At 73.5% G+C, this 25,576-nt stretch carries 26 protein-coding genes; 10 read left to right on the plus strand and 16 right to left on the minus strand.

What is annotated here, in order from left to right:
* The first annotated feature begins 96 nt into the window (after positions 1 to 96).
* Positions 97 to 1,032 (plus strand): quinone oxidoreductase family protein, encoded by a 936-nt coding sequence (locus ACWIX6_RS10220; RefSeq protein ID WP_448616737.1) that lies wholly within the window; start codon positions 97 to 99, stop codon positions 1,030 to 1,032.
* A 113-nt stretch (positions 1,033 to 1,145) separates the two neighbouring features.
* Complete coding sequence (locus ACWIX6_RS10225) at positions 1,146 to 2,108, plus strand: cold-shock protein (RefSeq protein WP_448616738.1); 963 nt, start codon at positions 1,146 to 1,148, stop codon at positions 2,106 to 2,108.
* A 42-nt stretch (positions 2,109 to 2,150) separates the two neighbouring features.
* Here ACWIX6_RS10225 and ACWIX6_RS10230 read toward each other — a convergent pair whose 3' ends face one another.
* From ACWIX6_RS10230 to ACWIX6_RS10260, 7 genes are all read right to left on the minus strand, one after another.
* Positions 2,151 to 3,656 (minus strand): flavin-containing monooxygenase, encoded by a 1,506-nt coding sequence (locus ACWIX6_RS10230; RefSeq protein ID WP_448616739.1) that lies wholly within the window; start codon positions 3,654 to 3,656, stop codon positions 2,151 to 2,153.
* 119 nt (positions 3,657 to 3,775) lie between these two features.
* Positions 3,776 to 4,810 (minus strand): alpha/beta fold hydrolase, encoded by a 1,035-nt coding sequence (locus tag ACWIX6_RS10235; protein ID WP_448616740.1) that lies wholly within the window; start codon positions 4,808 to 4,810, stop codon positions 3,776 to 3,778.
* Positions 4,811 to 4,856: 46 nt separating this feature from the next.
* Complete coding sequence (locus ACWIX6_RS10240; protein ID WP_448616741.1) at positions 4,857 to 5,129, minus strand: FmdB family zinc ribbon protein; 273 nt, start codon at positions 5,127 to 5,129, stop codon at positions 4,857 to 4,859.
* A 64-nt stretch (positions 5,130 to 5,193) separates the two neighbouring features.
* The gene (gene fmdA / locus ACWIX6_RS10245) at positions 5,194 to 6,456 is read right to left on the minus strand and encodes a formamidase (protein WP_448616742.1); all 1,263 of its coding nucleotides are present in this window, start codon (positions 6,454 to 6,456) and stop codon (positions 5,194 to 5,196) included.
* A gap of 31 nt (positions 6,457 to 6,487) precedes the next feature.
* Positions 6,488 to 7,741 carry a formamidase gene (gene fmdA, locus ACWIX6_RS10250; protein WP_448616743.1) on the minus strand — a complete coding sequence of 418 codons (1,254 nt, stop codon included), beginning with the start codon at positions 7,739 to 7,741 and terminating at the stop codon, positions 6,488 to 6,490.
* Positions 7,742 to 7,792: 51 nt separating this feature from the next.
* Positions 7,793 to 8,473, minus strand: coding sequence for an AmiS/UreI family transporter (locus tag ACWIX6_RS10255; RefSeq protein ID WP_448616744.1), 681 nt, complete (start codon positions 8,471 to 8,473; stop codon positions 7,793 to 7,795).
* Between the two features lie 61 nt (positions 8,474 to 8,534).
* Entirely contained in the window at positions 8,535 to 8,768 is a 234-nt protein-coding gene (locus tag ACWIX6_RS10260; RefSeq protein ID WP_448616745.1) for a zinc ribbon domain-containing protein, read from the minus strand.
* 331 nt (positions 8,769 to 9,099) lie between these two features.
* On the opposite strand from ACWIX6_RS10260, the gene ACWIX6_RS10265 reads away from it, so the two are divergent.
* Entirely contained in the window at positions 9,100 to 10,248 is a 1,149-nt protein-coding gene (locus ACWIX6_RS10265) for an MFS transporter (protein ID WP_448616746.1), read from the plus strand.
* Between the two features lie 60 nt (positions 10,249 to 10,308).
* Here ACWIX6_RS10265 and ACWIX6_RS10270 read toward each other — a convergent pair whose 3' ends face one another.
* The 3 genes from ACWIX6_RS10270 to ACWIX6_RS10280 form a co-directional block, all read right to left on the minus strand.
* Entirely contained in the window at positions 10,309 to 10,635 is a 327-nt protein-coding gene (locus ACWIX6_RS10270; RefSeq protein WP_448616747.1) for a GYD domain-containing protein, read from the minus strand.
* A 26-nt stretch (positions 10,636 to 10,661) separates the two neighbouring features.
* Positions 10,662 to 12,068, minus strand: coding sequence for a Re/Si-specific NAD(P)(+) transhydrogenase subunit beta (gene pntB / locus ACWIX6_RS10275; protein ID WP_448616748.1), 1,407 nt, complete (start codon positions 12,066 to 12,068; stop codon positions 10,662 to 10,664).
* A 77-nt stretch (positions 12,069 to 12,145) separates the two neighbouring features.
* The gene (locus ACWIX6_RS10280; protein ID WP_448616749.1) at positions 12,146 to 13,681 is read right to left on the minus strand and encodes a Re/Si-specific NAD(P)(+) transhydrogenase subunit alpha; all 1,536 of its coding nucleotides are present in this window, start codon (positions 13,679 to 13,681) and stop codon (positions 12,146 to 12,148) included.
* A 208-nt stretch (positions 13,682 to 13,889) separates the two neighbouring features.
* On the opposite strand from ACWIX6_RS10280, the gene ACWIX6_RS10285 reads away from it, so the two are divergent.
* The 4 genes from ACWIX6_RS10285 (at position 13,890) to ACWIX6_RS10300 (ending at position 15,943) form a co-directional block, all read left to right on the plus strand.
* Complete coding sequence (locus ACWIX6_RS10285) at positions 13,890 to 14,252, plus strand: ArsR/SmtB family transcription factor (RefSeq protein WP_448616750.1); 363 nt, start codon at positions 13,890 to 13,892, stop codon at positions 14,250 to 14,252.
* Complete coding sequence (locus tag ACWIX6_RS10290; protein WP_448616751.1) at positions 14,249 to 14,734, plus strand: SRPBCC family protein; 486 nt, start codon at positions 14,249 to 14,251, stop codon at positions 14,732 to 14,734. The genes ACWIX6_RS10285 and ACWIX6_RS10290 overlap by 4 nt, the downstream gene beginning before the upstream one ends.
* A 177-nt stretch (positions 14,735 to 14,911) precedes the next feature.
* Complete coding sequence (locus ACWIX6_RS10295) at positions 14,912 to 15,346, plus strand: VOC family protein (RefSeq protein WP_448616752.1); 435 nt, start codon at positions 14,912 to 14,914, stop codon at positions 15,344 to 15,346.
* A gap of 309 nt (positions 15,347 to 15,655) precedes the next feature.
* The gene (locus tag ACWIX6_RS10300) at positions 15,656 to 15,943 is read left to right on the plus strand and encodes a hypothetical protein (protein WP_448616753.1); all 288 of its coding nucleotides are present in this window, start codon (positions 15,656 to 15,658) and stop codon (positions 15,941 to 15,943) included.
* Between the two features lie 84 nt (positions 15,944 to 16,027).
* Here the strand turns inward: ACWIX6_RS10300 and ACWIX6_RS10305 are convergent, their stop codons facing one another.
* A complete protein-coding gene (locus ACWIX6_RS10305; protein WP_448616754.1) occupies positions 16,028 to 17,713 on the minus strand; it encodes a ribonuclease J in 1,686 nt (561 codons plus the stop codon).
* Positions 17,714 to 17,778: 65 nt separating this feature from the next.
* Positions 17,779 to 18,210: a nitroreductase/quinone reductase family protein gene (locus ACWIX6_RS10310; protein WP_448616755.1), complete on the minus strand. Its 432-nt coding sequence runs from the start codon at positions 18,208 to 18,210 to the stop codon at positions 17,779 to 17,781.
* Between the two features lie 77 nt (positions 18,211 to 18,287).
* Between ACWIX6_RS10310 and ACWIX6_RS10315 the strand changes: the two genes are divergently transcribed.
* Together ACWIX6_RS10315 and ACWIX6_RS10320 are read left to right on the plus strand one after the other, a co-directional pair.
* Positions 18,288 to 19,112, plus strand: a complete 825-nt coding sequence (locus tag ACWIX6_RS10315; protein ID WP_448616756.1) for an alpha/beta hydrolase — start codon at positions 18,288 to 18,290, stop codon at positions 19,110 to 19,112.
* A gap of 4 nt (positions 19,113 to 19,116) precedes the next feature.
* Entirely contained in the window at positions 19,117 to 20,307 is a 1,191-nt protein-coding gene (locus tag ACWIX6_RS10320; RefSeq protein WP_448616757.1) for a pyridoxal phosphate-dependent aminotransferase, read from the plus strand.
* Between the two features lie 12 nt (positions 20,308 to 20,319).
* Here the strand turns inward: ACWIX6_RS10320 and ACWIX6_RS10325 are convergent, their stop codons facing one another.
* Positions 20,320 to 21,012: an SDR family NAD(P)-dependent oxidoreductase gene (locus ACWIX6_RS10325; protein WP_448616758.1), complete on the minus strand. Its 693-nt coding sequence runs from the start codon at positions 21,010 to 21,012 to the stop codon at positions 20,320 to 20,322.
* 48 nt (positions 21,013 to 21,060) lie between these two features.
* On the opposite strand from ACWIX6_RS10325, the gene ACWIX6_RS10330 reads away from it, so the two are divergent.
* A complete protein-coding gene (locus ACWIX6_RS10330; protein WP_448616759.1) occupies positions 21,061 to 21,828 on the plus strand; it encodes a nitrilase-related carbon-nitrogen hydrolase in 768 nt (255 codons plus the stop codon).
* A gap of 4 nt (positions 21,829 to 21,832) precedes the next feature.
* Here ACWIX6_RS10330 and ACWIX6_RS10335 read toward each other — a convergent pair whose 3' ends face one another.
* The 3 genes from ACWIX6_RS10335 to pgi are packed head-to-tail and all read right to left on the minus strand — an operon-like array spanning position 21,833 to position 25,549.
* On the minus strand, positions 21,833 to 22,522 hold the full coding sequence (locus ACWIX6_RS10335; RefSeq protein WP_448616760.1) for a potassium channel family protein: 690 nt from the start codon (positions 22,520 to 22,522) through the stop codon (positions 21,833 to 21,835).
* Complete coding sequence (locus ACWIX6_RS10340; protein ID WP_448616761.1) at positions 22,515 to 23,873, minus strand: TrkH family potassium uptake protein; 1,359 nt, start codon at positions 23,871 to 23,873, stop codon at positions 22,515 to 22,517. Before ACWIX6_RS10340 ends, ACWIX6_RS10335 begins: the two co-directional genes overlap by 8 nt.
* Before the next feature lie 29 nt (positions 23,874 to 23,902).
* Complete coding sequence (gene pgi / locus ACWIX6_RS10345; RefSeq protein WP_448616762.1) at positions 23,903 to 25,549, minus strand: glucose-6-phosphate isomerase; 1,647 nt, start codon at positions 25,547 to 25,549, stop codon at positions 23,903 to 23,905.
* Positions 25,550 to 25,576 lie beyond the last annotated feature (27 nt).

The raw sequence follows: 25,576 nt of genomic DNA on the forward strand, positions 1-25,576 counted from the left end.
CCGGGTGGCGCGCGGCACGGTCGGCGACACTCGACCCCGCACAGCGGCAACGGCCCCGGGCCCCCGGGGAGGCCGCGCAGAGAGAGGTGGGCCGGCATGCGCGCAGTCGTCTTCGAGACCAACGGCGGTCCCGAGGTGCTCCAGTACACCGAGGCCCCCGACCCGCAGCCGGGGGACGGCACGGTGCTCGTGGAGGTCGCCGCCGCCGGGGTCAACTACATGGACGTCTACGAGCGCCAGGGCGGCGGCTACGGCTCCCCGCCGCCCGCCGTCCCCGGGGCCGAGGGCGCCGGCACGGTCGCCGGCACCGGCCGGCGGGTGGCCTGGATGAACGTCCCGGGCAGCTACGCGGAGAAGCTGGCCGCACCGGAGGAGCTGCTGGTCCCGGTCCCCGACGGGGTCGAGCTGGACGTGGCGGCCGCGGTGATGCTGCAGGGGCTCACCGCCCACTACCTCGCCGCGGACTCCTACCCCGTGCAGCCCGGCGACTGGGTGCTGGTGCACGCCGCTGCCGGCGGGGTGGGCCTGCTCCTCACCCAGATGGTCGTCCGGCGGGGCGGGCGGGTCATCGCGACGACGTCCACCCCGGACAAGGCCGAGCTGGCCCGGGCCGCGGGCGCCGAGGAGGTGATCGGCTACGAGTCCTTCGCGCAGCGGGTCCGCGACATCACCGGCGGCGAGGGCGTGGCGGCCGTCTACGACGGCGTCGGCCGGACGACGTTCTCCGAGGGCCTGGAGGCGCTCCGCCCCTGCGGCCGCATGATCGTCTTCGGCGCCGCCAGCGGCCCGCCCGAGCCGGTCGAGGTGTCGACGCTCGCCGCCCGCGGGTCGCTGTACGTGCAGCGGCCCACGCTGAAGACCTACGCCCGCACGCCGCAGCTGCTCCAGGACCGGGCCCGCGAGGTGTTCGCCCTCGTCGCCGACGGTCTCGACGTCCGGATCGGGGGCCGGTACCCGCTGGCCGAGGCCCACCGGGCACACGAGGACCTCGAGGGGCGGCGTACCACCGGCAAGCTCCTGCTGGTGCCCTAGCCCGTACTCCCGGACCCCCGTGGGCGGGCGCCGCCGGCACCGGGATGATGGGAGGCTGGCGGCCGGAGTCGCCGGGAACGGCCGCAGACGTCGATCAGTGCAGGAGAAGCAGCATGCCGCAGGGCACGGTGAAGTGGTTCAACGCCGAGAAGGGCTTCGGGTTCATCGGACCCGACGACGGGGGCGAGGACGTCTTCGTCCACTTCTCCGCGATCGCCGACACCGGCGGGTACCGCAGCCTGGAGGAGGGGCAGCGGGTCGAGTACCAGGCCAGCCCCGGACAGCGCGGGCTGCAGGCCGACTCCGCCGTCCCGCTCGGTGGCGGCGGTGGTGGCGGCGGCCGCGGGGACGACCGGGGCGGCGGCCGCGGGGACGACCGGGGCCGCGGCGACGAGCGGGGCCGGAGCGGCCGGGACGACCGCGGCGGCCGGGACCAGTGGCGGGACGAGCCCCGCGGCGGCGCCCGCGGCCCGGCACCCTCCGGCCGGGGGCAGTCCGCCGGCGGCGGCGGGCAGGGCACCGTGAAGTGGTTCAACGCCGAGAAGGGCTTCGGGTTCATCGAGCCCGACGACGGCGGGCCGGACGTGTTCGTGCACTTCTCCGCGATCGCCGACACCGGCGGGTACCGCAGCCTCGAGGAGGGGCAGCGGGTCGAGTTCGCGACCCGGCCGGGGGACCGCGGGCCGCAGGCCGAGGACGTCGTCCCGGTGGGCGGCGGCGGTGGTGGCGGTCGTCGTGACGACCGTGGCCGTGACGACCGTGGCCGTGACGACCGTGGTCGGGGCGACTGGGGCCGGGACGAACGCGGGCGCGACGACTCCCGGGGCCGCGGTCCGGCGCCCTCCGGCCGGGGTCCGTCCGCCGGCGGCGGCGCGCAGGGCACGGTCAAGTGGTTCAACGCCGAGAAGGGCTTCGGGTTCATCGAGCCCGACGACGGCGGCCAGGACGTGTTCGTGCACTTCTCGGCCATCGCCGACCGGGGCGGCTACCGCAGCCTGGACGAGGGCCAGCGGGTCGCCTACGAGGCCAGCCCGGGGCAGCGCGGCCTGCAGGCCGACCACGTCGAGCCGATCTGAGCGGGGGTCCCCGCACGCCGGCGCGTGCGGGGACCCGCCGGCTCAGCTGTGCACCGGCACCGGCACGATCTCGTAGTCGTCCAGCTGGAACCGGGCGGTCCGGGCCCGGTAGTCCTCGACGCTGCCGGACCAGTTGTTGGTGATCCGGCCGTCCGGCGTCTTGTACCAGCTGTTGCACGAGCCGGCGAACGACGTCCCCTGCAGCTCGTCCTGCAGCGTGGCGTTGTAGTGCTCCAGCACCTCGGGCCGCAGGTCCAGCGCGGCGCCCTTCTCCCGGCTGGCGGCCAGCGCCTGGAGCACGTAGTCGAACTGGCACTCCAGCATCGCCAGGATCGAGTTGTGGCCCAGGTTGGTGTTGGGGCCGTACATGATGAAGAGGTTGGGGAACCCCGACACGGTCATGCCGAGGTAGGCCTCGGGCACCTCGCGCCAGGCGTCCCGCAGCGTGACGCCGTCCCCGGGGCGGGGCGGCCAGCTGCGGGGCGGGCGGCCGACGATGTCGACGTGCCCGATGAAGGACAGCGTCTCGAAGCCGGTGGCGTAGATGATCACGTCCATCTCGTGCAGCCGGCCGTCGACGGTCCGCACCCCCGGGCCCTCGATGCGCTGGATGCGCTCGGTGACCAGCTCCACGTTGTCGCGCATCAGCGCCGGGTAGAAGGTGTCGGCGATGAGCAGCCGCTTGCAGCCGATCGGGTAGCTCGGCCACAGCTTCTCGCGCAGCTCCGGGTCGGGCACCTGGGTCTCCAGGTGCTCCCGGGCGACCCGGGTGAACTCCTCGGCGACCGGGTTGGTCTCCAGCTTCATCGCACCCAGCCAGCCCTCGTGCTCCCAGTAGAAGCCCTCGCGGCTCTCCCGCAGCCGGGCCGGGTCGTCGAGGAACATCCGGCGTTCCTCCTCGGTGTAGGGCCGGTCCTGCCGCGGGACGACGTAGTTCGGCGTCCGCTGGAAGACCGTGAGGTGCTCGGCGACCTCGGCCACCTCGGGGATGAACTGGACGGCGCTGGCCCCGTTGCCGATGCTGGCCACCCGCTTGCCGGCCAGGTCGACGTCGTGCCGCCACCGGGCGGAGTGGAAGGACACCCCGTCGAAGTGCTCGCGGCCCTCGATGCCCTTGAAGCTGGGGCGGTTGAGCTGCCCCCACGCCGTGACGAACGCGCGGGCGCGCAGCTGCTCGCCGGTGGCGGTGGTGACCACCCACTGACCGGCGTCCTCGCTCCACACCGCCTCGGTCACCTCGGCGCCCAGCCGGATGTGGTGGTTCAGGCCGCGGCGGGCGACCAGTCGCTCGATGTTGGCCTGGATCTCCGGCTGCAGCGCGAAGACCCGGCTCCAGTCCGGCTGCTCGTCGAAGGAGAACCAGTACAGGTGCGACTGCACGTCGCAGCTGGCCCCGGGGTAGCTGTTGTCGCGCCAGGTCCCCCCGACGCGGTCCTCCTTCTCCAGGATGACGAAGGAGTCCACCCCGGCCATCTTCAGCTTCATGCCCATCCCGAGGCCGGCCAGACCGGCTCCCAGGATGGCGACGTCGTAGACCTCGTCGTCCATGCGTCCTCCCTCACCCGTGCGCCCGCCCGGGCCGGGCGGGTCCCCCCGCAGCGAGCCGAGCCTCGCAGCCGGTCCGCGGCACGGCAAGGACGACGTGTGGCCCACGTCACCGCCGGCCCTCAGACCGGACGGGCCAGCAGCTCCTGGAGCGCCCGGTCGATGAAGTCGTTGTCCGCGGGGTTCTGGCCCAGCCCGGCGAAGTGGCCGTAGACGGTGGGGATGACCCGGACCTCGCCGTCCGGGATGAACTGCGAGGCCCACTCCTCGTCCTCGGGCGGGAAGTACAGGTCGGTCCTCGCCGGCATGGACAGCACCGGGCAGCGGATGGAGCGCAGCGCGGCCTCGGTGTCCCCGTCGAACCCGGGGGTCTGCCCGACGTCGCCGTGCTCCCACGTCCACAGCATCGCCAGCAGGTCGTTGGGATCCCGGTCGTCGAGCCAGAAGCCCTCCCAGAACCCGACGAGGAAGTCCTCGAGGGAGGAGAAGCCCAGGTTGCGGTATTCGCGCTGCCAGTAGAACGCCTGGGACAGCCCCCAGCCGGCGTAGATCCGGGCGAACGCGCGCAGACCGGCCGTGGGCAGTGCGCCGGGGGAGTAGCGCCCGCCGTCGAACGCCGGGTCGAGGGTGAGGGTGGCCCGCAGGCTCTTCAGGAAGACCTGGTTGTGCTCGCTGGTGATCGACGCGCCGACGATGGGGGCGGCCCGCTTCACCATCTCCGGGTGGCTGACGGCCCACTGGTAGGTCTGCGCGGCACCCATCGAGGACCCGAGCACCAGCTCGACGGACTCGATGCCCCACTTCTCGGTGAGCAGCCGGTGCTGGACCTCGACCTGGTCGTAGAAGGTGACCGGCGGGAAGTCCGGCCCGTCGAAGGGCGGCGGGGTGTTGCTGGGCGAGGTCGACAGCCCGTTGTTCAGCTGGTTGGGGACGACGATGAAGTACCGCTCGGGATCGCAGGCCAGCCCCGGTCCGATCGTCCACTCGTTGGCGTCGTGCCAGGCGCTGTACCAGGTCGGGTGCACGATGACGTTGGACTTCTCGGCGTTCAGCGTGCCGTAGGTCTTGTAGGCCAGCCGGGCGCCGCGGAGGGTGGCGCCCCGCTGGAAGACGACGTCCCCCAGGTCGAAGTACTCGTGGTCGGTGGGTCGTGGCATGGCTGCTCCTGTCGGGCGGTCGAGCCGGGCGGGTGCCCGGTGGGCGTCAGTGCCGGTGCGCACCGGGGCGCGGCAGCCGGCGACCGGACGGTGGGCCGGTGACCACCGGCTCGCCGCTGTAGGCGCGCTCGACCAGGGCGCGGTCCGCCCGTCCCGCATCGCGCAGCGCGCCTCCGGACGGCCGGCCCACCCCGACGGCGTAGGAACGGGTGGCCGGCTGCCGGCAGGACGGGCACGGCGCCGTCGCCGAGGCGTCCTGCATGGCCCGGTGGACGTCGAAGGGGCCGCACCGGGCGCAGCGGAACTCGTACAGCGGCACGTGAGGTGCTCCTCTCGGGCGGGCGGTCCGGGGGCGTCCACGGCCCCCGGACCGCGGTAGCGCGTCAGTCGGCGGTCAGGTCCCGGCCGCCGCCGGCGCCGTCCGGCAGCAGGTTCCGGTCGAAGATGGACAACGGGATACTCAGCGACACCGCGCTGTTGGGGATGTCGACCACACCGCCGATCCGGCCGTCGATCGGCGCCGCCCCCAGGAACAGGTAGGCCTGCTCGAACGTCCAGTCCATGGCCGGCATCAGGTAGTTGATGGCGTTGATGCAGGCCCGGCGGTAGGCGACCGTGGCGTTCATGTAGTAGTTCCGGCCGTCCTCCACGCTGATGCCCTCGAAGGTGAGGAACTCGGAGTAGTTCGGGCCGACCCGGCCGGGCTTGAAGAACGGCATGTCGGTCTTGTACCGGTCCATCCCGCCCTTGATGACGTCGAAGTGCAGGTCGATGAACCCCGGCATCTCGATGGCGCCGCAGAAGGTGATCTCGCCGTCTCCCTGGGCGAAGTGCAGGTCGCCGATGGAGAACAGCCCGCCCGGGACGAACACAGGCATGTACACCCGGCTGCCGACGCCGAGGTCCTTGATGTCGACGTTGCCGCCGTGCTCCCGCGGGGGGATCGTGCGGCAGGCGACCGCGGCCGCCTTCTCGAACGCCGAGCCGCTGAGCGTCCCGAGCAGCGCGTCCTTGGGCAACGGGGGCAGGGCCAGCCCGGGGACCTGCGGGGCGCCCTGCACGTCGCCCTGGTTGGCCGGGACGTCGCCGGTCACCCGGTCGGGGTTCAGGTCGATCAGCGCCTGCTCGCGCCGGTTCCACTCGGCGAGCAGGTCGGCGGAGGGGGCGCAGCCGAACAGGCCGGGGTGGGAGTTGCCGATGAACCGGACGCCCGGGACGTGGCGGGAGCTGGTCCAGATGCCGTCGAGGTCCCAGATGGCCTTGGAGGCCCCGGGGGAGTAGTCGGTGAGGAAGCCGCCGCCGTTCTCCTTGGCGAAGATGCCGGTGTACCCCCAGGGCTGCACGTCGAACGGCCCGATGTCCACGATGTCGACGACGAGGATGTCGCCGGGCTCGAGGCCGTCGATCGCGAACGGGCCGCTGAGCACGTGGCAGGGGTCGAGGTTCATCTCGCGGATGTCGTCGGCGTCGTCGCTGTTGCGGACCTGGTCGTCGGTCCAGTCCTTGCACTCGACCCGGTACGTGCTGCCGGGGCGGATGGTCGCCGCGGGTGGGATGTCGGGGTGCCAGCGGTTGTGGCCGGGCACCGCCTGGTCGCGCATGGGCACGCTCAGGTCGCGGTTGATCTCGAAGATGACCTCGGGCATCGCTTGCTCCTCGGGGGTGGAGGTGGGGGGCTCAGAAGCTGGACCGCGGCACGCCCATGCCCGGGTCGACCCGGACCGGGCCGGACGCCGACGGGGCGACCGGGAAGTCGAAGATCGCGGTCGGGAGGTAGACCGTGGAGCACGAGTTCGGGATGTCCACGACCCCGGACAGCCGGCCCTCGATCGGGGCGGCGCCGAGGATCATGTACGCCTGCTCGGGGGAGTAGCCGAACCTCGTCAGGTAGTCGATCGCGTGCAGGCAGGCCCGCTGGTAGGACAGGTGCGAGTCCAGGTAGTGCTGCTCGTCGTCCAGGGTCACCGACGTGCCGGAGAAGGCCAGCCAGCGTTCGTACCGGGGGTCGACGTTGCCCGGCATGAAGATCGCGTTCTCGCCCACCCCGTAGGTCTCCATGCCGCCCTTGATCAGGTCGACGTGCAGGTCGATGAACCCGCCCATCTCGATGGCCCCGCAGAAGGTGATCTCCCCGTCGCCCTGGGAGAAGTGCAGGTCGCCCATCGACAGCTTCGCGCCGGGCACGAAGACCGGGTAGAACACCCGGCTGCCCTTGGTCAGGTTCTTGATGTCCTGGTTGCCGCCGTTCTCGCGCGGCGGAGCGGTCCGGGCGGCCTCCCCGGCGACGCGGTCGAACTCCGCGCCCTCCAGCCCGCCCAGGATCGCGTCCTGCGGCAGCGGGGGCAGGGCCAGCGGGGGCACCCGGTCGGGGTCGGTGGCGATCAGTGCCCCCTCCCGCCGGTTCCAGCGGGCCAGCAGCTCCGCCGAGGGGGCGGTGCCCATGAGGCCCGGGTGCACGATCCCGGTGAAGGACACGCCGGGGACGTGCCGGGAGGTGGCCGTCTGCCCGGAGAAGTCCCAGATGACCTTGTAGGCGTCGGGGAACTGCTCGGTCAGGAAGCCGCCGCCGTTCTGGGTGGCGAAGATCCCGGTGTAGCCCCAGCCCTGCCCGGCCAGCGGTCCCGAGTCCTCCTGCGGGATGGGCCCGACGTCGAGGATGTCGACGATCAGCAGGTCACCGGGCTCCGCGCCCTCGATCGCGAAGGGACCGCTGAGCACGTGCACGGTGGACAGCGGCGCGTCCCGCACGTCGTCGGCCGAGTCGTCGTTGTGGATGGCGCCGTCGAACCACTCGCGGCAGTGCACCCGGAAGCTGTCCCCGGGCCGGACCGTCACCTGGGCGGGGATGTCGGGGTGCCACCGGTTGTGGCCGAGGTACTGCTGGTCGGTGAACTTCCTGCTGGAGTCGAGGGGGAAGACGACGTCGGGCATTCCTGGCCTCCTGGTCCGGGTGCGGGTGGTCGGGCAGGTCGTCGATGAGCGTCACCTCCCTCGGTTCGTCGGGGCGTCCGGCCGGTGGTGTCCGGCGTCCGAGCCCTCGCGCAGTTCCGGCGCCGGGGCGCCGGCCGCCGGAGCACGCCGGTCACGGAACGCCGGGAACAGGGCCAGCGAGAGCAGCAGGACGACGGCCAGCACGATCGCCGACGTCGAGACGTTGTCCGCCCAGACGCCGGTCAGCAGCAGGAAGGCCGGGACGGCGCAGGTCACCACCCCGGCGACGATGGCGATCACCCCGGTGAACCGGGTCAGCTCCTCCCGCTTCAGGCCGAGCACCAGGAAGAACAGCGCCCACAGCACGGCCCAGTACAGCCAGATGACGCCGAAGGCGGGGTCGTCGAGCCGGCCGAAGTTCAGTCCGGCGTAGACCACCGCACACCCCGCCACGAAGGCGGAGAACCAGCCCAGCCCGGTGCCGTCCAGGCCGAGGGTGAGGTTCAGGCCCACGTACAGGTAGGTGAAGCCGAACAGGTAGAGACCGGAGGCGGCGAGGACGGCGTCGGGGTCGCCGCCGGAGGTGAACAGCAGGTACGTCGGCGTGACCACCTGCAGCCCGCCGACGAAGAAGTTGAGCGGCGCTGCCGCCGGGGCGTCCACCCGGCCCAGCAGCATCAACCCGTTGACGACGAGGACCGCCCCGACGTAGAGCAGACCAACGCTGGCCATGTCGTCTCCTCCCTCGTGCCGCCGATCCGGTGTCCCGGTGCCGGTGGGTCGGACGTCGTCCTCAAGGCCGGGGCAGCCGCCCGAGGGCGGGGTTGCGCGCCCCGTCGTCCCGCGGTCTCCGCACCGGTCGCGGCGGCGGCGCGGCGACGACGTCGGGCTGTTCGCGGGTGCGTTCGGTGCGGTCGATGAGCGCGCGCCGGACCGGCGACCCGAACGAGAGGCGCGGAGCGGTGAACACCCGCGGGGCCGCCCCGCCGCAGACGGGGCAGGGGACCGCCGTGCCGGCCGTGCCCATGCCGGCGCTGACCTCCGTCGGGCCGTGGTCCGGGCACCGGTACACGTAGACGGCGATGGCGCACCTCCGGCTGGAACCGGGCCCGCCCGGCACCTCCTGGACCAGGGAGACCCTTCTCGCGGCCGCAGCAGGCGGTCAACCCGTCGCAGCACTGCCCAGCCCGCTGTCCCGGGTCTCCGACGCGGGCCCCGGCGCGTCGTCACCGACCGGCAGTTCTCCTCCGGTGTGTCGGATGGATGACGCGTGCATGTCGATCATGTTTCGCGGTCGGGCGGTGGCGGGCCCGCAGCGAGGTCTCCTCGCGGGCACGTCGACGCGGTGGGATGGAGCGGTGCAGCGGTCGGTCGTGTCCGCCGTGGTCGCGAACCTGGCGGCGGGCACCCTCTTCGGCTGGAGCCTGGTCGCCGCCGAGGCGGTGGCGGACGTCGGGGCGCCCGCCGCCACGGGCAGTGCGGTCTTCGCCGCCGCGATCGCGGCCTTCACCCTGGCGCTGCTGTGGGCGGGCCGGGCGGTGCACACGCTGGGGCCCCGGTGGCTGCTCGCCGGTGCCGCCGTGGCTGCGGCGTCCGGACTGGGGTCGGCCGCCGCCGGTCAGCACCCGCTCGCCCTGTGGGGCGGGATCGCGGTGCTGTTCGGTGCCGCGAGCGGAGTCGGGTGCGGCGTCGCGGTGGGGCTCGCCGCCCGCGCTCCGGTCGCCCGCCGGGGGACGGTGACCGGCCTGGTGGTGGCGGCCTATGCTGCCGGTCCGGTGCTGCTCGGGCTGGTGGCCCCCGCCGCCGTGTCGGGCGTGGGCTGGCGGGCCTGTCTCGCCACGCTGGCCGTGGCGGTCGGTGCCCTGCTCGGAGCCGCGGCGGCGCTGGCACCGGCGGACCGGTCGGGCGAGCGGGCTCGTGGTCAGGAGCCGCCGGGCGAGCGCCGGACCGTCGTCCTGCTGTGGCTGCTCTTCGCCGGCGGGGCGGCGCCGGGGCTCCTGGTCTTCGGCACGGCGGCACCGCTGGCCGTCGGACTCGGGCTCAGCCCGGCTGCCGGCGGTGCGGCCGTCTCCCTGCTGGCCGCCGGCAACCTGGTCGGACGGCTGGCGTGCGGCTGGTGGTCCGACCGGGTCGGGCGAGGTCCGGCGCTGGCGACGGCGCTGGCCGTGGCCGCCGGCTCGGTGGCCGGGCTGGCCGGGCAGGCCGGCGCGGGGCTGGTCCTGGCGTCGTTCACCGGGACGGGCCTGGCGTACGGAGCGGTGTCCGCCCTGGTGCCGGCCGCCACCGCCGACCGGGTCGGCGTGCGCGCCTTCCCCCGGGTGTACGCCAGGGTCTTCACGTCCTGGGGGTGCGCGGGCCTCGTCGCGCCGCTCGCGGCGGGCGTCCTCAGCGGAGCCGCCGGACAACGTGGAGCGTCCGCCCTGGTGGGTGCCGTGTCGCTGGTCGTGGCGACGACCGCCCTGGTGCTGCTGCCGGCACCGCACCGGGTGGACGGCCCGGGACCGTGACGGGAGACCCCCGCGGCGGTCGGGCTGCCGCGGTCGCCGTGGGCCGGGGGCGGGAGGTCGCTAGGTGGCCGGCGGCCGGTACCGGACCTGCTGGGCCCGCCCGAGCGCCTCGAGCGTCTCGTCGACCGACATCAGCACGGTGGTCTCGATGGAGTGCAGCGCCCCGCCGGCGCCGATCGCCAGCACGACGGAGGCCATCGACACGTTGTCCGGGGCCTCCCAGAGGTTGTAGCCGTCGTGGCTCCCGAAGGCGTACCAGAACCCGTGCAGCCGGCCGCCGACGGACTCGATGTAGGTCTGCGCGGCCACCCGGCGGTCCTCCGGGTGCTCGATCAGCCGGGCCCAGGTCTCGGGGGTGTAGCTGAACCTGGTCAGGTAGAGCGGCATCGTCCCTCCGTCCGTGCGTCGGGACGTCACAGGGCGCGGAGGATGTCCTCCACCCGCTCCTTGGCGTCCCCGAACAGCATGGCGCTGTTGGACCGGAAGAACAGCGGGTTCTGCACGCCGGCGTAGCCGGTGCTCATCGACCGCTTGAAGACGACGACGTCCTCGGCCTCCCACACGTGGAGCACGGGCATGCCGGCGATCGGGCTGGCCGGGTCGTCGATCGCCGCCGGGTTGACCGTGTCGTTGGCGCCGATGACCAGCACCACCGAGGTGTCGGGGAAGTCGTCGTTGATCTCGTCCATCTCCAGGACGACGTCGTAGGGCACCTTGGCCTCGGCCAGCAGCACGTTCATGTGCCCGGGCAGCCGGCCGGCGACCGGGTGGATGCCGAAGCGCACCGTCACCCCCTGCTCGCGCAGCCGGCGGGTGAGCTCGGCGACCGGGTACTGCGCCTGCGCCACCGCCATCCCGTAGCCCGGCGTGATGATCACCGAGTCGGCGTCCCGGAGCAGCTGGGCGACGTCCTCCGCGCTGGTCTCGCGGTGCTCGCCGTGGTCGACGTCGGCGGCGGTGCCGCCCTCGTTGCCGAATCCGCCGGCGATGACCGACAGGAAGGACCGGTTCATCGCCCGGCACATGACGTAGGACAGGTAGGCACCCGAGGAGCCGACGAGTGCCCCGGTGACGATCAGCAGGTCGTTGGCCAGCAGGAACCCCGACGCGGCCGCGGCCCAGCCGGAGTAGCTGTTCAGCATGGACACCACGACCGGCATGTCCCCGCCGCCGATCGAGGCGACCAGGTGCCAGCCCAGCGCCAGGGCGAGCACCGTGACGGCGATCAGCAGCCCCAGCGACGGCGCCACGACGAACAGCACCGTGAGGACGGCGAAGACCACCAGCGCGCCCAGGTTGAGCAGGTTGCGGCCGGGCAGCATGAGCGGGTTGGACCGGATCCGGCCGGACAGCTTGAGGAACGCCACGATCGAGCCGGTGAACGTGACCGCGCCGATGAACACGCCGATGACCACCTCGGCGGAGTGGATGCCCAGCAGCGAGGCGGCCACCTCGGTCTGCTCGTCGGGCTGTGCCTCCACCGACAGGTAGCCGTTCCAGCCGACCAGCACGGCGGCGAGCCCGACGAAGCTGTGCAGGATTGCGATCAGCTCGGGCATCCCGGTCATCTCGACCCGGCGGGCCCGCCACAGGCCGATCGCGGCGCCGACCACCATCGCGCCGGCCAGCAGGGCGATGCCGGTGCCGCTGCTGCTCCGCGTGGCGAGCCCGATCGTGGCGGCCAGCGCGACCGCCATGCCGGCCATGCCGAAGGCGTTGCCGGCCTTGGCGGTCTCGTGCCGGGACAGCCCGGCCAGGCTGAGGATGAACAGCAGGGCAGCGACGACGTACGCCGCCTGGACGGCGGACTCGGCGGTCACGCGCTCTCCTCGCTGGCGCTCGTCGAGCGTCTGCCCGCAGCGACTCTGTTGCCGGACCTCGCAGGCTCGGTCATGCCTCAGCCCCTCGTGAACATGCCGAGCATGCGGCGGGTCACGGCGAATCCGCCGAACACGTTGATGCTGGCCAGCAGGACGGCGATGACGGCCACGGTGGTCACGACCGGCTCGCCGTGCCCGATCTGCAGCAGCGCGCCGACCACGATGATCCCGGAGATGGCGTTGGTGACCGACATCAGCGGCGTGTGCAGCGCGTGGTGCACGTGCCCGATGACGTAGTAGCCGATCACGATCGCCAGCGCGAACACCGTCAGGTGCCCCCGCAGGTCGGCGGGGGAGAGGGCGGTGAGCAGGAAGAACAGCCCCGCGCCCAGCACGACCGGGGCGAAGCGCCGCACCGGGGACGGCGGTGGCTTGGGCGCCGCCGGGACGACCTCGGCGGACCGGGCCGGTGCGGGCGGTGCGGCCGAGACCGGCACCGGCGGGGGCGGCCAGGTCTTCTCCCCGCGGTGGACGACGGTCATCGACCGCTGCACGACGTCGTCGAGGTCCAGCACGAGCCGGCCGTCCTTGCCGGGGGTGAGCAGCTTCAGCAGGTTCACCAGGTTGGTCGCGTAGAGCTGCGAGGCCTGCGCGGGCAGCCGCCCGGGGAGGTCGGTGTAGCCGATGATCGACACCCCGTTGTCGGTGACCACCAGCTCGTCGGGGACGGTGCCGGCCACGTTGCCGCCCATCGCGGCGGCCATGTCCACGACCACGCTGCCCGGCCGCATGCTGGCGACCATCTCCGCGGTGATCAGCCGGGGCGCGGGCCGGCCGGGGATGAGCGCGGTGGTGATGATGATGTCGACGTCGGGCGCCTGCTCGGCGTACATCTCCGCGGCGCGCCGGTTGAAGTCCTCGCCCATCTCGCGGGCGTAGCCGTCGGCGCTCACCTCCTGCTCGCCGGCCGGGACCGCCACGTACTCGCCGCCCAGCGAGCGGATCTGCTCGGCGACCTCCGGCCGGACGTCGGTGGCGCGGACGATCGCCCCCAGGCTGCTGGCGGCACCGATCGCGGCGAGCCCGGCGACCCCGGCGCCGACGACGAGCACCTTGGCCGGCGGGACCTTGCCCGCGGCGGTGACCTGGCCGGTGAAGAACCGGCCGAAGGTGTGCGCGGCCTCGATGACGGCCCGGTAGCCGGCGATGTTGGCCATCGAGCTCAGCACGTCCAGCGACTGGGCGCGGGAGATGCGGGGGACGGCGTCCATGGCCAGCGCGGTGAGCGGACGCCGGGCGAGCTCGTCGAGCAGCTCCGGTGCGAGCGCCGGGGCCAGCAGGCTGACCAGGACGGCGCCGTCCCGGAGCCGGCCGATCTCCGCCGGGGTCGGCGCGTTCACCCGGAGCACCAGCTCGGCCTGCCACGCCGTGTCGTCGTCCACCACCTCGGCGCCGGCCGCGGCGTAGGCCTCGTCGGGGAAGCTGCTGGGCAGGCCCGCCCCAGAGGCCACCAGGACCTCGTGGCCGAGCGCCCGCAGCTGCACGACGGTGGCCGGGGTGGTGGCGACGCGCGTCTCGCCGGGACGGGACTCACGGGGGACACCGATCCGCACGCAGCACTCCGTTCAGCACCGGGCCGGCCTCGGTGACCACCCAGGGACCCCGTCCGCCGCCGGGACGACCGGCGGCGGTACGCGGAACCTGGATCATGCCGGGCGCGGGGGCGGCTGCGGTAGTCGGCCGTCGTGGTCAACCGGGGGGTTGACAACCGCGTCGGACCGGGCCACCCTCGTGGTCAACCGACCGGTTGAGGAGGTTGCCGTGGCGGACCCGTTGTCCCGGGTGTTCTCGGCGCTGGCCGACCCCACCCGGCGGGACATGGTGGCCCGGCTGGCCGCCGGGGACGCCACGGTCAACGAGCTGGCCGAGCCCTACCAGGTCACCCTCCAGGCGGTGTCCAAGCACCTCAAGGTGCTCGAGGACGCCGGCCTCGTCACCCGCAGCCGGGACGCGCAGCGCCGGCCGGTGCACCTGGAGGCCGAGGTGTTCGACCTGATGACCGCGTGGATCGAGCGCTACCGCCGCGAGGCCGAGGAGCGGTACCGCCGACTGGACGACGTCCTCCGGGCCATGCCGGACGACGTGCCCCGCACCGCACCACCCGAGAGAGGAGCACCGACATGACCACCGCCGGCACCCACCACGAGACCGCGATCGTCGCCGACCCCGACGTCCCGCTCGTCCGGATCACCCGCGAGTTCGACGCCCCGCCGGAGAAGGTGTTCCGCGCGCACACCGACCCGGAGCTGCTCGTCCGCTGGCTCGGCCCGCGCGGCGTCGAGATGCGGGTCGACTCCTTCGACTGCCGCACCGGCGGCTCCTACCGGTACGTGCACACCTCGGACGGCGAGGAGTACGGCTTCCGCGGCTGCTTCCACGAGGTGCGCCCGGCCGAGCTGATCGTGCAGACCTTCACCTTCGAGGGGATGCCCGACGGCGTCGCCCTGGAGCGTCTGGTGCTCACCGACCTCGGGGACGGCCGGACCCGGCTGACCGCCACCTCGCTGGTCGACTCCTTCGAGGGCCGGGACGCCTTCCTGGCCAGCGGCATGGAGACCGGCGTCCGTGAGGGCTACGAACGGCTCGACGAGCTCCTGGCCGGATGAGGCAGCCCTGCCGTCGTGCACCACCTGCTGCCTCGGTCCCCGCGGAGACCGCAGGGGGTGCACAACGGCGAGAGGGCCGGGCGTCCGCGATCGGTGCCGGCGGTCCGGGATGGGACGTCCCGCAGAGACAGGGCCACGGCACCGATGGGATCCCCCGGCTCGCCCGGTCCAGAGGTCATGAGTGGAACACAGCGGACCCGGACGACCATCACGAACATCGGCGTGGCCATGTTCGCCGTCGAGGACCAGGACGCGGCCCTCGCCTTCTACACCGAGAAGCTCGGCTTCGAGGTGCGCGGCGACACCCGCTTCGGTGAGCACGACGAGATGCGCTGGCTGGAGGTGGCCCCGCCCGGGTCCCGGGCGCGGCTGGCGCTCAACCCACCGATGGGCGGCGAGCCCGGCGGCAGCTCGATCGGGGTGGAGACGGCGGACGTCCTTGGCGAGCACGCGCGCCTGGCCGCCATCGGCGGCATCGACCTCGACCCGGAGCCGATGCGCACCCCCGGCGCTCCGCTCATGTTCATGCTGCGCGACCCCGACGGCAACGTCGTGGTGGTGGTGGAGGAGCCGCCCGTGGGCCCTGCGCCGGGTGGGGCGGTCACGGGGTGAACGCCAGACGGGAGCTCGCCGTCGGCGACCTGCACAGTGATGATGTGCCCGCTGGCAGGGTCCGCGCGGTGGCCCCCGGCGGTTCGTCGCGCACGAGCCCGAGGACAGGTGCGCGGGCGGCAGGTCCGGCGGCCGGGGTGGCGGCCGGTGCCGACTCGGGTGCCATGCCCGGCCCGAGGCGGTCGCCGAGTGTCTCCGGGGTCCCTGCGGGAGAGAGGACCGGCTACGGGACCTTGTGCCGTTGTCCACCTGCGCAGGCAGCCGGACCATGTCGGCCGAGGAGTTCGTCGACGTCTCGAGGAGGACCACGTGCACGCGGTCATCCGGCACTACAAGGGCAACTCGCAGCTCTTCGATGAGTTGGAGCGGCGGACCGATGAGGTGGAGCAGGTCATCCGGGGTGTGTCCGGGTTCGTCAGCTACTTCCTGGTGAGGACCGAGGACGGGGGTTTCAGCGTCAGCGTCTTCGAGGACCGGACCGGGACGGATGAGTCCACGCGCGTGGCGGGAGACTGGGTGAGGCAGAACCTGCCCCAGTTGACGGTGGATCCGCCCGCGGTCATCGACGGCAGGGTGATCCTCCAGCTCCGCACGTAGCGCGCGGGCCGGCGCGGCACTCCCCGGCGGGCGTCCCCGTCCTCCTCACCCTGAGCCTGCGAAGGGTGAGGAGGACGGGGTCCTTCACGCGTCGATGACCACCGGGATGATCATCGGGCTGCGCCGGTAGGTCCGGTGCGCCCAGTTCTGCACCGCGCGGGAGATCAGCTGCTCGAGCTGGATCGCCCCGCCGACGCCCTCCTCGGCGGCCCGGGCGAGCGCCTTCTCGATCAGCGGGACGACGGCAGTGAACGTGCTCTCGTCGTGCACGAAGCCGCGGGCCAGGAAGTCCGGGGTCTCGGCCAGCTGTCCGGTCTCGACGTCGACGATCGCCACCACGGTGATGACGCCCTCCTCGGCCAGGTTCCGCCGGTCCTTCAGCGACGCCTCGGTGGCCCCGCCGACGGTCTCGCCGTCGACGTAGACGTTCCCGGCCGGCACCTTGCCGGTGATCTTCACCCGGCCGTCGACCAGGTCGACGACCATGCCGTCCTCGGCCAGCACCACGCCGCGCGGGTGCACGCCGGTGCGGATCGCGAGCTCGCCGTTGGCCTTGAGGTGCCGCCACTCGCCGTGCACCGGCATCACGTTGCGGGGCTGCACGAGGTTGTAGCAGTAGACGAGCTCGCCGGCGCTGGCGTGGCCGGACACGTGCACCTTGGCGTTGCCCTTGTGCACCACGTTCGCGCCCCACCGGGTGAGCTCGTTGATGATCCGGTAGATCGCGTTCTCGTTGCCCGGGATGAGCGAGCTGGCCATCAGCACCGTGTCGCCCTCCTCGATCCGGATGACGTGGTCCCGGTTGGCCATCCGGGACAGCGCAGCCATCGGCTCGCCCTGGGACCCGGTGCAGACGACGGCCACCTTGTCCGCCGGCATCTTCTCCAGCGCCTTGAGGTCCACGACCAGCCCCTTGGGCACGTCGAGGTAGCCGAGGTCCCGGGCGATGCCCATGTTGCGGACCATCGACCGGCCCACGAACGCCACCTTGCGGCCGTGCGCGTGCGCGGCGTCGAGGACCTGCTGGATGCGGTGCACGTGGCTGGCGAAGCTGGAGACGATCACCCGCTTCGGCGCGGTGCGGAACACCTTCTCGATCGCCGGGGTCAGCTCGCCCTCGGACGTGGTGAACCCGGGCACCTCGGCGTTGGTGGAGTCGGTGAGGAACAGGTCGACGCCCTCCTCGCCGAGCCGGGCGAACCCGCGCAGGTCGGTGATCCGACGGTCGAGGGGGAACTGGTCCATCTTGAAGTCGCCGGTGTGCAGCACCAGCCCGGCCGGGGTGCGGATCGCCACCGCCAGCGCGTCGGGGATGGAGTGGTTGACCGCCAGGAACTCCAGGTCGAAGGGGCCGAACCCGACCAGGTCGCCCTCGGACACCTCGACGGTGGACGGCTTGATCCGGTGCTCCTTGAGCTTGGCCTCGATGAAGGCCAGCGTCAGCTTGGAGCCGACCAGCGGGATGTCGGCCCGCTCGCGCAGCAGGTACGGGACGCCGCCGATGTGGTCCTCGTGGCCGTGGGTGAGCACGATCGCCACCACGTCGTCCATCCGGTCCCGGATGGAGGTGAAGTCGGGGAGGATGACGTCGATCCCGGGCTGGTGCTCCTCGGGGAAGAGCACGCCGCAGTCGACGACCAGCAGCTTCCCGGCGTGCTCGAAGACCGTCATGTTCCGGCCGATCTCGCCGAGGCCACCCAGGGCGACCACGCGCAGCCCGCCATCGGCCAGTGCCGGCGGGGTGCGCAGTTCAGGGTGCGTGCGACTCATGGGCTGCACGGTACGGCGCAGCCCCGACGCCGCAGCGGGGACCGGCGGAGGACGCCGTCCCGGGCTCAGCCTGCCGCGGGCGCCGGGAGCTCGAGGAGCAGCAGCGGGATCCGGCGCCGGGTGCGCCGCTGGTACCCGACGTAGGACGGGAACGCCGTGCAGGCCACCGACCACCACCGGGAGCGCTCGTCGCCGGTGACCTCCCGGGCCACCAGGTCCAGCTCCAGGTCCCCGTCCCGGAGCCCGACCGCGGGCTCGGCCAGCACGTTGGCGTACCAGTCCGGATGGCGGTCGGCGCCGCGCGCGGAGGCGACGGCGGCGTAGACGCCCCGCTGGGTGACCCGCATCAGCGGGGTCCGGCGCAGCTTCCCGGTCCGGGCGCCCACGGTGGTCAGCAGCACGACCGGGCGGCCGCCGAACGCGGCGCCGGTCCGCTCGATGTGCGCGACCTCGTCGCGCACCCACGGCACCGTGCTCGGCGCGTACTCGGCTCCCATGCCCGCAGTGTCCCCGGCGGCGGGACCGGTGCCCGGCCCGGGTCGAGCCGGCGGGCCCGATGCGGGATCCTCGGGGCGTGCTGCGCCCGGTCCTGATCGGCGCGGCGGTCGTGGGGACGGTGGTCGTCGTGCTGACCGGCCTGCTGTGGGCGTTCCAGCGGCACCTGGTGTACCTGCCCGACGCCGGCCCGGGGAAGCCGGCCGCCGCCGTGCTCCCCGGGGCCCGCGACGTCGTCCTGCACACCGCCGACGGCCTGTCCCTGGCCGGCTGGTACCTGCCCGGCCCGGCGCCGGACGCGCCGGCCGTCCTGGTCGCCAACGGCAACGGCGGCCACCGCGGCCTCCGGGCGCCGCTGGCGGCGGCGCTGCGCGGGGCGGGGCTCGGGGTGCTGCTCTTCGACTACCGCGGCTACGCCGGCAACCCCGGCAGCCCGAGCGAGCGGGGGCTCGCGCTGGACGTGCGCGCGGCCCGTTCCTTCCTGCTCGAGGACGCCGGCGTGCCCGCCGACCGGCTGCTGTACCTGGGGGAGAGCCTGGGCGCCGCAGTGGTCACGGAGCTGGCCACCGAGCACCCGCCGGCCGGGCTGGTGCTCCGCTCGCCGTTCGTCGACCTCGCCGCGGTCGGCAGCGTGCACTACCCGTTCCTGCCGGTGCGGGCGCTGCTGCGGGACCGGTTCCCGGTCGCCGAGCACGTCGCCCGGGTGCGGGTGCCGACCACCGTCGTCCTCGGGACGGCGGACTCCGTGGTGCCGCCCGAGCAGAGCCGGGCCGTGGCCGGCGCCGCCGCGCGGCTGCACCGGCTGGTCGAGGTGCCCGGGGCGGACCACAACGACCGGGTGCTGCTGGACGGCGACGCGCTCGTCGGGGCCGTGCGGGAGCTGGCCGGGCACGGTGCAGGATGAGGCGGTGACCAGGGTTCCGTACCTGTCCGCCCGCCTGCAGGGCTTCGGGACGACGGTGTTCGCCGAGATGAGCGCGCTCGCCGTGGCCACCGGCTCGATCAACCTCGGCCAGGGGTTCCCCGACACCCCCGGGCCGGCCGAGGTCCTCGACGTGGCCCGCGCCGCCATCGGCACCCCGCACGACCAGTACCCGCCCGGGCCGGGCCTGCCGGAGCTGCGCGAGGCGGTCGCCGGGCACGTGCACCGCTTCCGCGGGCTGACCTACGACCCGGCCGACGAGGTGCTGGTCACCGCCGGGGCGACCGAGGCGCTGACCGCCGCGCTGCTGGCCCTGCTGGAGCCCGGTGACGAGGTGGTGCTGTTCGAGCCGATGTACGACAGCTACGCCGCCGCGGTCGCCATGGCCGGGGGAGTGCTGCGGCCGGTGCCCCTGCACCCGCCGGCCGACCTCACCGGGCCGTGGGCGTTCGACGTGGCCGACCTGCGCGCCGCGGTCACCCCGCGCACCCGGCTGCTCCTGCTGAACACCCCGCACAACCCGACCGGCAAGGTGTTCACCGCCTCCGAGCTCGCGGCCGTGGCGGCGCTGGCGATGGAGCACGAGCTGCTGGTCCTGGCCGACGAGGTCTACGAGCACCTGGTCTTCCCGGGCGCCGTGCACCGGTCGATCGCCACGCTGCCGGGCATGCGGGAACGCACGCTGGTCGTCAGCAGCGGCGGCAAGACCTTCAACACCACCGGCTGGAAGATCGGCTGGGTGTGCGGCCCGGCGCCGCTGGTCGCCGCCGTCCGCACCGCCAAGCAGTTCCTCACCTACGTCAACGGCGGCCCGTTCCAGCCCGCGATCGCCGCCGGGCTGCGGCTGCCCGACACCTACTTCACCGGAGTCGCCGCGGACCTCGGGCGCCGCCGGGACGTGCTGGTCGCCGGGCTGCGGGCGGCCGGGCTGCCGGTGGTCAGCCCGGAGGCCACCTACTTCGCCACCGTGGACGTCCGCCCGGTGCAGCCCGACGGCGACGGGCTGGCGTTCTGCCGGTCGCTGCCCCAGCGGGCCGGGGTGGTCGCCGTCCCGATGGTGGTCTTCTACGACCCGGCGCACGCGCACCTGGGCCGGCACCTGGTGCGGTTCGCCTTCTGCAAGCGGGACGAGGTGCTCACCGAGGCGGCGGAGCGGCTGAGCCGGTTGCGGGTCTGACCCCCGCCCCGGTCAGGCGCGGCCGTAGACCGGCACGTGCGCTCCGCTCACCGCGGACGCGGCGTCGCTGGACAGGAAGTACACGACCTCGGCGACCTGCTCCGGGCGGACCCAGCGGGAGTGGTCCGCGTCCGGCTGGCCGGTCCGGTTGCCGGGGGTGTCGATGACGCTGGGCAGCACGGCGTTGACCCGCACCCCGTCCTGCAGGTGCTCGGCGGCCATCACGTCGACCAGGCCGAGCAGCGCCAGCTTGCTCGACACGTACCCGGCCGCGCCGGCGAAGGGCCGCACCGCGGCGCGGCTGGAGATCGCGGTGACCGCCCCGCCGCCGGCCGCCACCAGGTGCGGCAGACAGGCCTGTGAGACCAGGTAGGTGGCCCGCAGGTTCAGCCGGAGCTGCTCCTCGAAGTCCTCGACCGGCGCCTCGGCCACCCGGGCCCCCATCGCGAAGCCCCCGACCAGGTTCACCACCGCGCCCAGCGGCCGGTCGGGGTCGCCCGCGGCCAGCTCGGCGACCGGGGCGACCGCGGCCGGGTCGAACAGGTCGGCCCGCACCAGCTCGAGCCCCGGCTCGGCGCCGAGCCGCCCGAGCTCGGCCTCCACCAGCCAGGGCACGACCACGCGCCAGCCGCCGTCGAGGAACCTGCGGGTGACCGCCGTGCCCAGTCCCCCCGAACCGCCCGTGACCAGTGCCGTCCGCGTCATGCCGATGGTTGTACCCGCCCTCGGCCTCCCGTCGGGGAGGATGGGGACATGCGGATCGCGGCGGTGCAGCACGACATCGTGTGGGAGGACCGGGAGGCCAACTTCGACCGGCTCGCGCCCCAGGTGGCCCGGGCGGTCGGTGCCGGCGCGGAGCTGGTGCTGCTCACCGAGACCTTCTCCACCGGCTTCTCCATGACGCCGGGCATCGGTGAGCCCGAGGGCGGCCCCTCGGCGCAGTTCCTCGCCGCGCAGGCCGCCGAGCACGGGGTGTGGGTGGCCGGCACCTGCCCGGAGGTCCCGGGGTCCTCGGCTGACGACGGCGAGCTGCCCTACAACTCGTTCGTGCTGGCCGGCCCGGACGGCAGCACGCACCGGTACCGCAAGCTGCACCCCTTCGCCGACGAGCGGAACCGCTTCCGGTCCGGGGAGGGACCGGTGACCGTGCAGGTCGGGGACCTGCGGATCACCCCGTTCATCTGCTACGACCTGCGGTTCGCCAACGTCTTCTGGGCGGCCGCGGCGGACACCGACCTCTACCTGGTGCCGGCGAACTGGCCCGCCGCCCGGCGGCACCACTGGTCGACCCTGCTGCAGGCCCGGGCGATCGAGAACCAGGCCTACGTGGTCGGCTGCAACCGGGTCGGCACGGCCGGCGACGGGACCGGGCACGCCGGGGACAGCCGGATCGTCGACCCGATGGGGGAGCTGCTGGCCACCGCCTCCGGGGTAGAGACGATCGTGCTGGCCGACGTGGACGCCGCCGAGGTCGCGGCCACCCGCGACCGGCTGCGCTTCCTCGCCGACCGCCGTCCCTGAGGGCTCAGGAGAGCCGGCTGAAGCGCTCGGCGGCGCGGGTCCGGCCGGCCACGATCACCATGTCGTCGGGCTCCACCACGGTGTCGGCCGTGGCGTAGGTGAACCCCTGCCCGCGGCGGTGGACGGCGACGACGGTGACGCCGTGCCTGCTCCGGACGCGGGTGTCCCCGAGCCGCCGGCCGACGATCTCCGCCGGCGGGCAGGTCTTGACCATCGCGAAGTCGTCCTCGAACTGGATGTAGTCCAGGACGGCGCCGCGGACCAGGTGGGCGACGCGGCGGCCCATGTCGGCCTCGGGGGAGACGACGTGGGAGACGCCGAGCTGGCGCAGGATCCGGCCGTGCGGCTCGCTGAGCGCCTTGGCCCACACCTGGCCGACCCCGAAGCTGACCAGCAGCGACGCGGTCAGGATGCTGGCCTCCACGTTGCTGCCGATGCCCACCACGGCGTACTCGAAGTCGGGGACGGCGAGCTGGCGCAGCGCCTCCTCCTTGGTGCTGTCGGCGCGGACCACCTGGCTGAGCTGACCGTTGAGCGCCTGCACGATGTCCGGGTCGTCGTCGATGCCGAGCACCTCGGTGCCGCCGGCCATCAGCTCCAGCGCGAGCGCGGACCCGAACCGGCCCAGGCCGATGACCACGACGGCGCCGGACGACCGGTCCTCCGGGTGCCGGGGGCGCAGCAGGCTAACCAATGACGGGTCGCTCCTTCGGGAGGTCGAACAGCTGCCGGCGCTGCCGCAGGGCCAGTGCCGAGGCCAGTGTGATCGGCCCCAGCCGTCCGATGAACATCAGCACGACCAGGATCAGGTGCGCGGCGGTGGGCAGGTCGGGGGTGATCCCGGTGGAGAGCCCCACGGTCGCGAACGCCGAGATCACCTCGAACAGCGCGACGTCCAGGGTGTGGTGCGTGAGGGGCAGCAGCACCAGCGTGGGCACGATGACGCCGGCCACCGACAGCAGGGCCACCGCGATGGCCTGCCGGTGCACCGACCGGGGCAGCCGCTTGCCGAAGACGTTGACCGCGCCCTCGCCCCGCGCCTCGGCGTAGATGACGAAGAACAGCACCAGGAACGTGGTCACCTTGATGCCGCCGCCGGTCCCGGCCGGTCCGGCGCCGATGAACATCAGCACGTCGGACACCAGCCAGCTGCCCGGCTCCATCGCACCGACGTCGACCACGTTGAAGCCGCCGGAGCGGGTCATGACGGTGCTGGTGAACCCGGCGAGCAGCTTGCCGCCCACACCGAGCGGGCCCAGGGTCTCGTCGTTCTGCCACTCCTGCGCGGTGAGCACCAGGGTGCCGGCCCCCAGCAGCCCGGCCGTGCCGGCGAGCACCAGCCGGGTGTTCATCGTCCACAGCCGCGGCACCCGCAGGTCCCGGCGGAGCTGGAACAGCACCGGGAAGCCCAGGCCCCCGGCGATCACCGCGAGGTCGATCGGCACCAGCACCCAGGGGTCGGTGACGAACCGGACCAGGCTGTCCGGGTACAGCGACAGGCCGCCGTTGTTGAACGCCTGCACGCCGTGGAACACCCCCAGCCACAGCGCCCGGTGCAGCGGCTCGTCGTATCCGGCGGCCAGCCGCAGGGTGAGGACGGCGGCGACCGCGGCCTCGATCAGCAGGCTCACCGTGGCCACACCGAGCAGCACCCGCCGGACGTCGCCGACGCCGACGCTGCGCGCCTCGGCCACCACGTTCAGCCGCGCCCGCACACCGAGCCGGCGGGCCAGCAGGATGGCGAGCACGGAGGTCAGCGTCATGATCCCCAGCCCGCCGACCTGCACCAGGGCGAGGACGACGGCCTGGCCGAACCCGCTCCAGTGCGTGCCGGTGTCCACGACGGCCAGCCCGGTCAGGGACAGCGCCGACGTCGCGGTGAACAGCGCCTCGACGAACCCCGCCCCGCCGGGTCCGCGCCGGGCCACCGGGAGGGTCAGCAGGGCGGTGCCGGCGGCCAGCCCGATGCCGTAGGCCCCGACCACCGCCTGGGCCGGGTGCCAGCGTCGCCGCGGCGGCCACGACCGCCCGCTGGTGCCGACCATCCGAGCACCCTAGGGCGTCGGGACGGGCCTCAGGCGGGGCGGCCGCGGCCCTCCCGCAGGTACCGCACCAGGGCGTTCGTGGAGGAGTCCGCGTCGTAGTCGGGGGCGGCCTCGCCCTGCAGCTTCGGCGCGAGCTGGGCGGCCATGACCTTGCCCAGCTCCACCCCCCACTGGTCGAAGGAGTTGATGTTCCAGATCACGCCCTGGGTGAAGACCCGGTGCTCGTAGGCGGCGACCAGCTGGCCCAGCACGCCCGGGGTCAGCCGCGGCGCCACGATCGCGTTGGAGGGGTGGTTGCCCGGCATGACCTTGTGCGGGACGACGTCGGCCGCCGTCCCGTCCGCGGCGACCTCCTCCGCGGTCCGGCCGAACGCCAGCGCCCGCGGCTGGGCCAGGAAGTTGGCCAGGAACAGGTCGTGCATGTCGTCCAGGCCGCGGCCGGCGGCGAGGTCCCCGGGCAGCGCGAAGGCCAGGAAGTCCGCCGGCACCAGCACGGTGCCCTGGTGCAGCAGCTGGTAGAAGGCGTGCTGGCCGTTGGTGCCCGGCTCGCCCCAGACGATCTCCCCGGTGGAGACGGCGACCGGCGTCCCGTCCAGGGTCACCGACTTGCCGTTGGACTCCATGCACAGCTGCTGCAGGTAGGCCGGGAAGCGGGCGAGGTACTGCGAGTAGGGCAGCACGGCCTGGGTCTGGGCGCCGAAGAAGTCGACGTACCAGAGCGAGATCAGCCCGAGCAGCGCCGGCAGGTTCTGCTCGTAGGGGGCGGTGCGGAAGTGCTCGTCCATGCGGTGGAAGCCGTCGAGCAGCTCCCGGAAGTGCGCCGGTCCGATCGCGACGAGGAGCGACAGGCCGACGGCGGAGGTGAAGGAGTACCGGCCGCCCACCCAGTCCCAGAACCCGAACATGTTGTCGGTGTCGATGCCGAAGTCGGCCACCTTGGCGGCGTTGGTGGACACCGCGACGAAGTGCTTGGCGACCGCGGACTCGTCACCGCCCAGCCCCTCGACCAGCCAGCGGCGGGCCTCGGTGGCGTTGGTGATCGTCTCCTGCGTGGTGAACGTCTTGGACGCGACGATGAACAGCGTGCTGGCCGGGTCCAGGTCGCGGGTGGCCTCGGCCAGGTCGGTCGGGTCGATGTTGGAGACGAACCGGAAGGCCAGCGACCGGTCGGAGAAGTCGCGCAGCGCCAGGTAGGCCATCGCCGGGCCGAGGTCGGAGCCGCCGATGCCGATGTTGACCACGGTGCGGATCCGCTCGCCGGTGTGCCCGGTCCACCCGCCGCCGCGCACCCGGTCGGCGAAGTCGGCCATCCGGTCGAGCACCCCGTGCACGTCGGCGGCGACGTCCTGCCCGTCCACCTGGACGCCGGACGTGCGCGGGTCCCGCAGCGCGGTGTGCAGGACGGCGCGGTCCTCGGTGCTGTTGACGTGCTCGCCGCGGAACATCGCCTCGGTGCGCTCGCGGAGGCCGGCGCGCTCGGCGAGGGCGACCAGCAGCCGGACCGTCTCCGGGGTGAGCCGGTTCTTCGAGTAGTCCAGGACCAGGTCGCCGGCGCGCACGACCAGCGTGCTGCCGCGGTCGGGGTCGTCGGCGAACAGCTCCCGCAGGTGCACGTCGCGGACCTGCTGGTGGTGTGCGGCCAGCGCCTGCCACTCGGGTGTCTCGTCGATCGCCATGCCGTCCTCCTGCCCCGGGGTCGTCGG

Source organism: Modestobacter sp. URMC 112 (assembly GCF_053502575.1).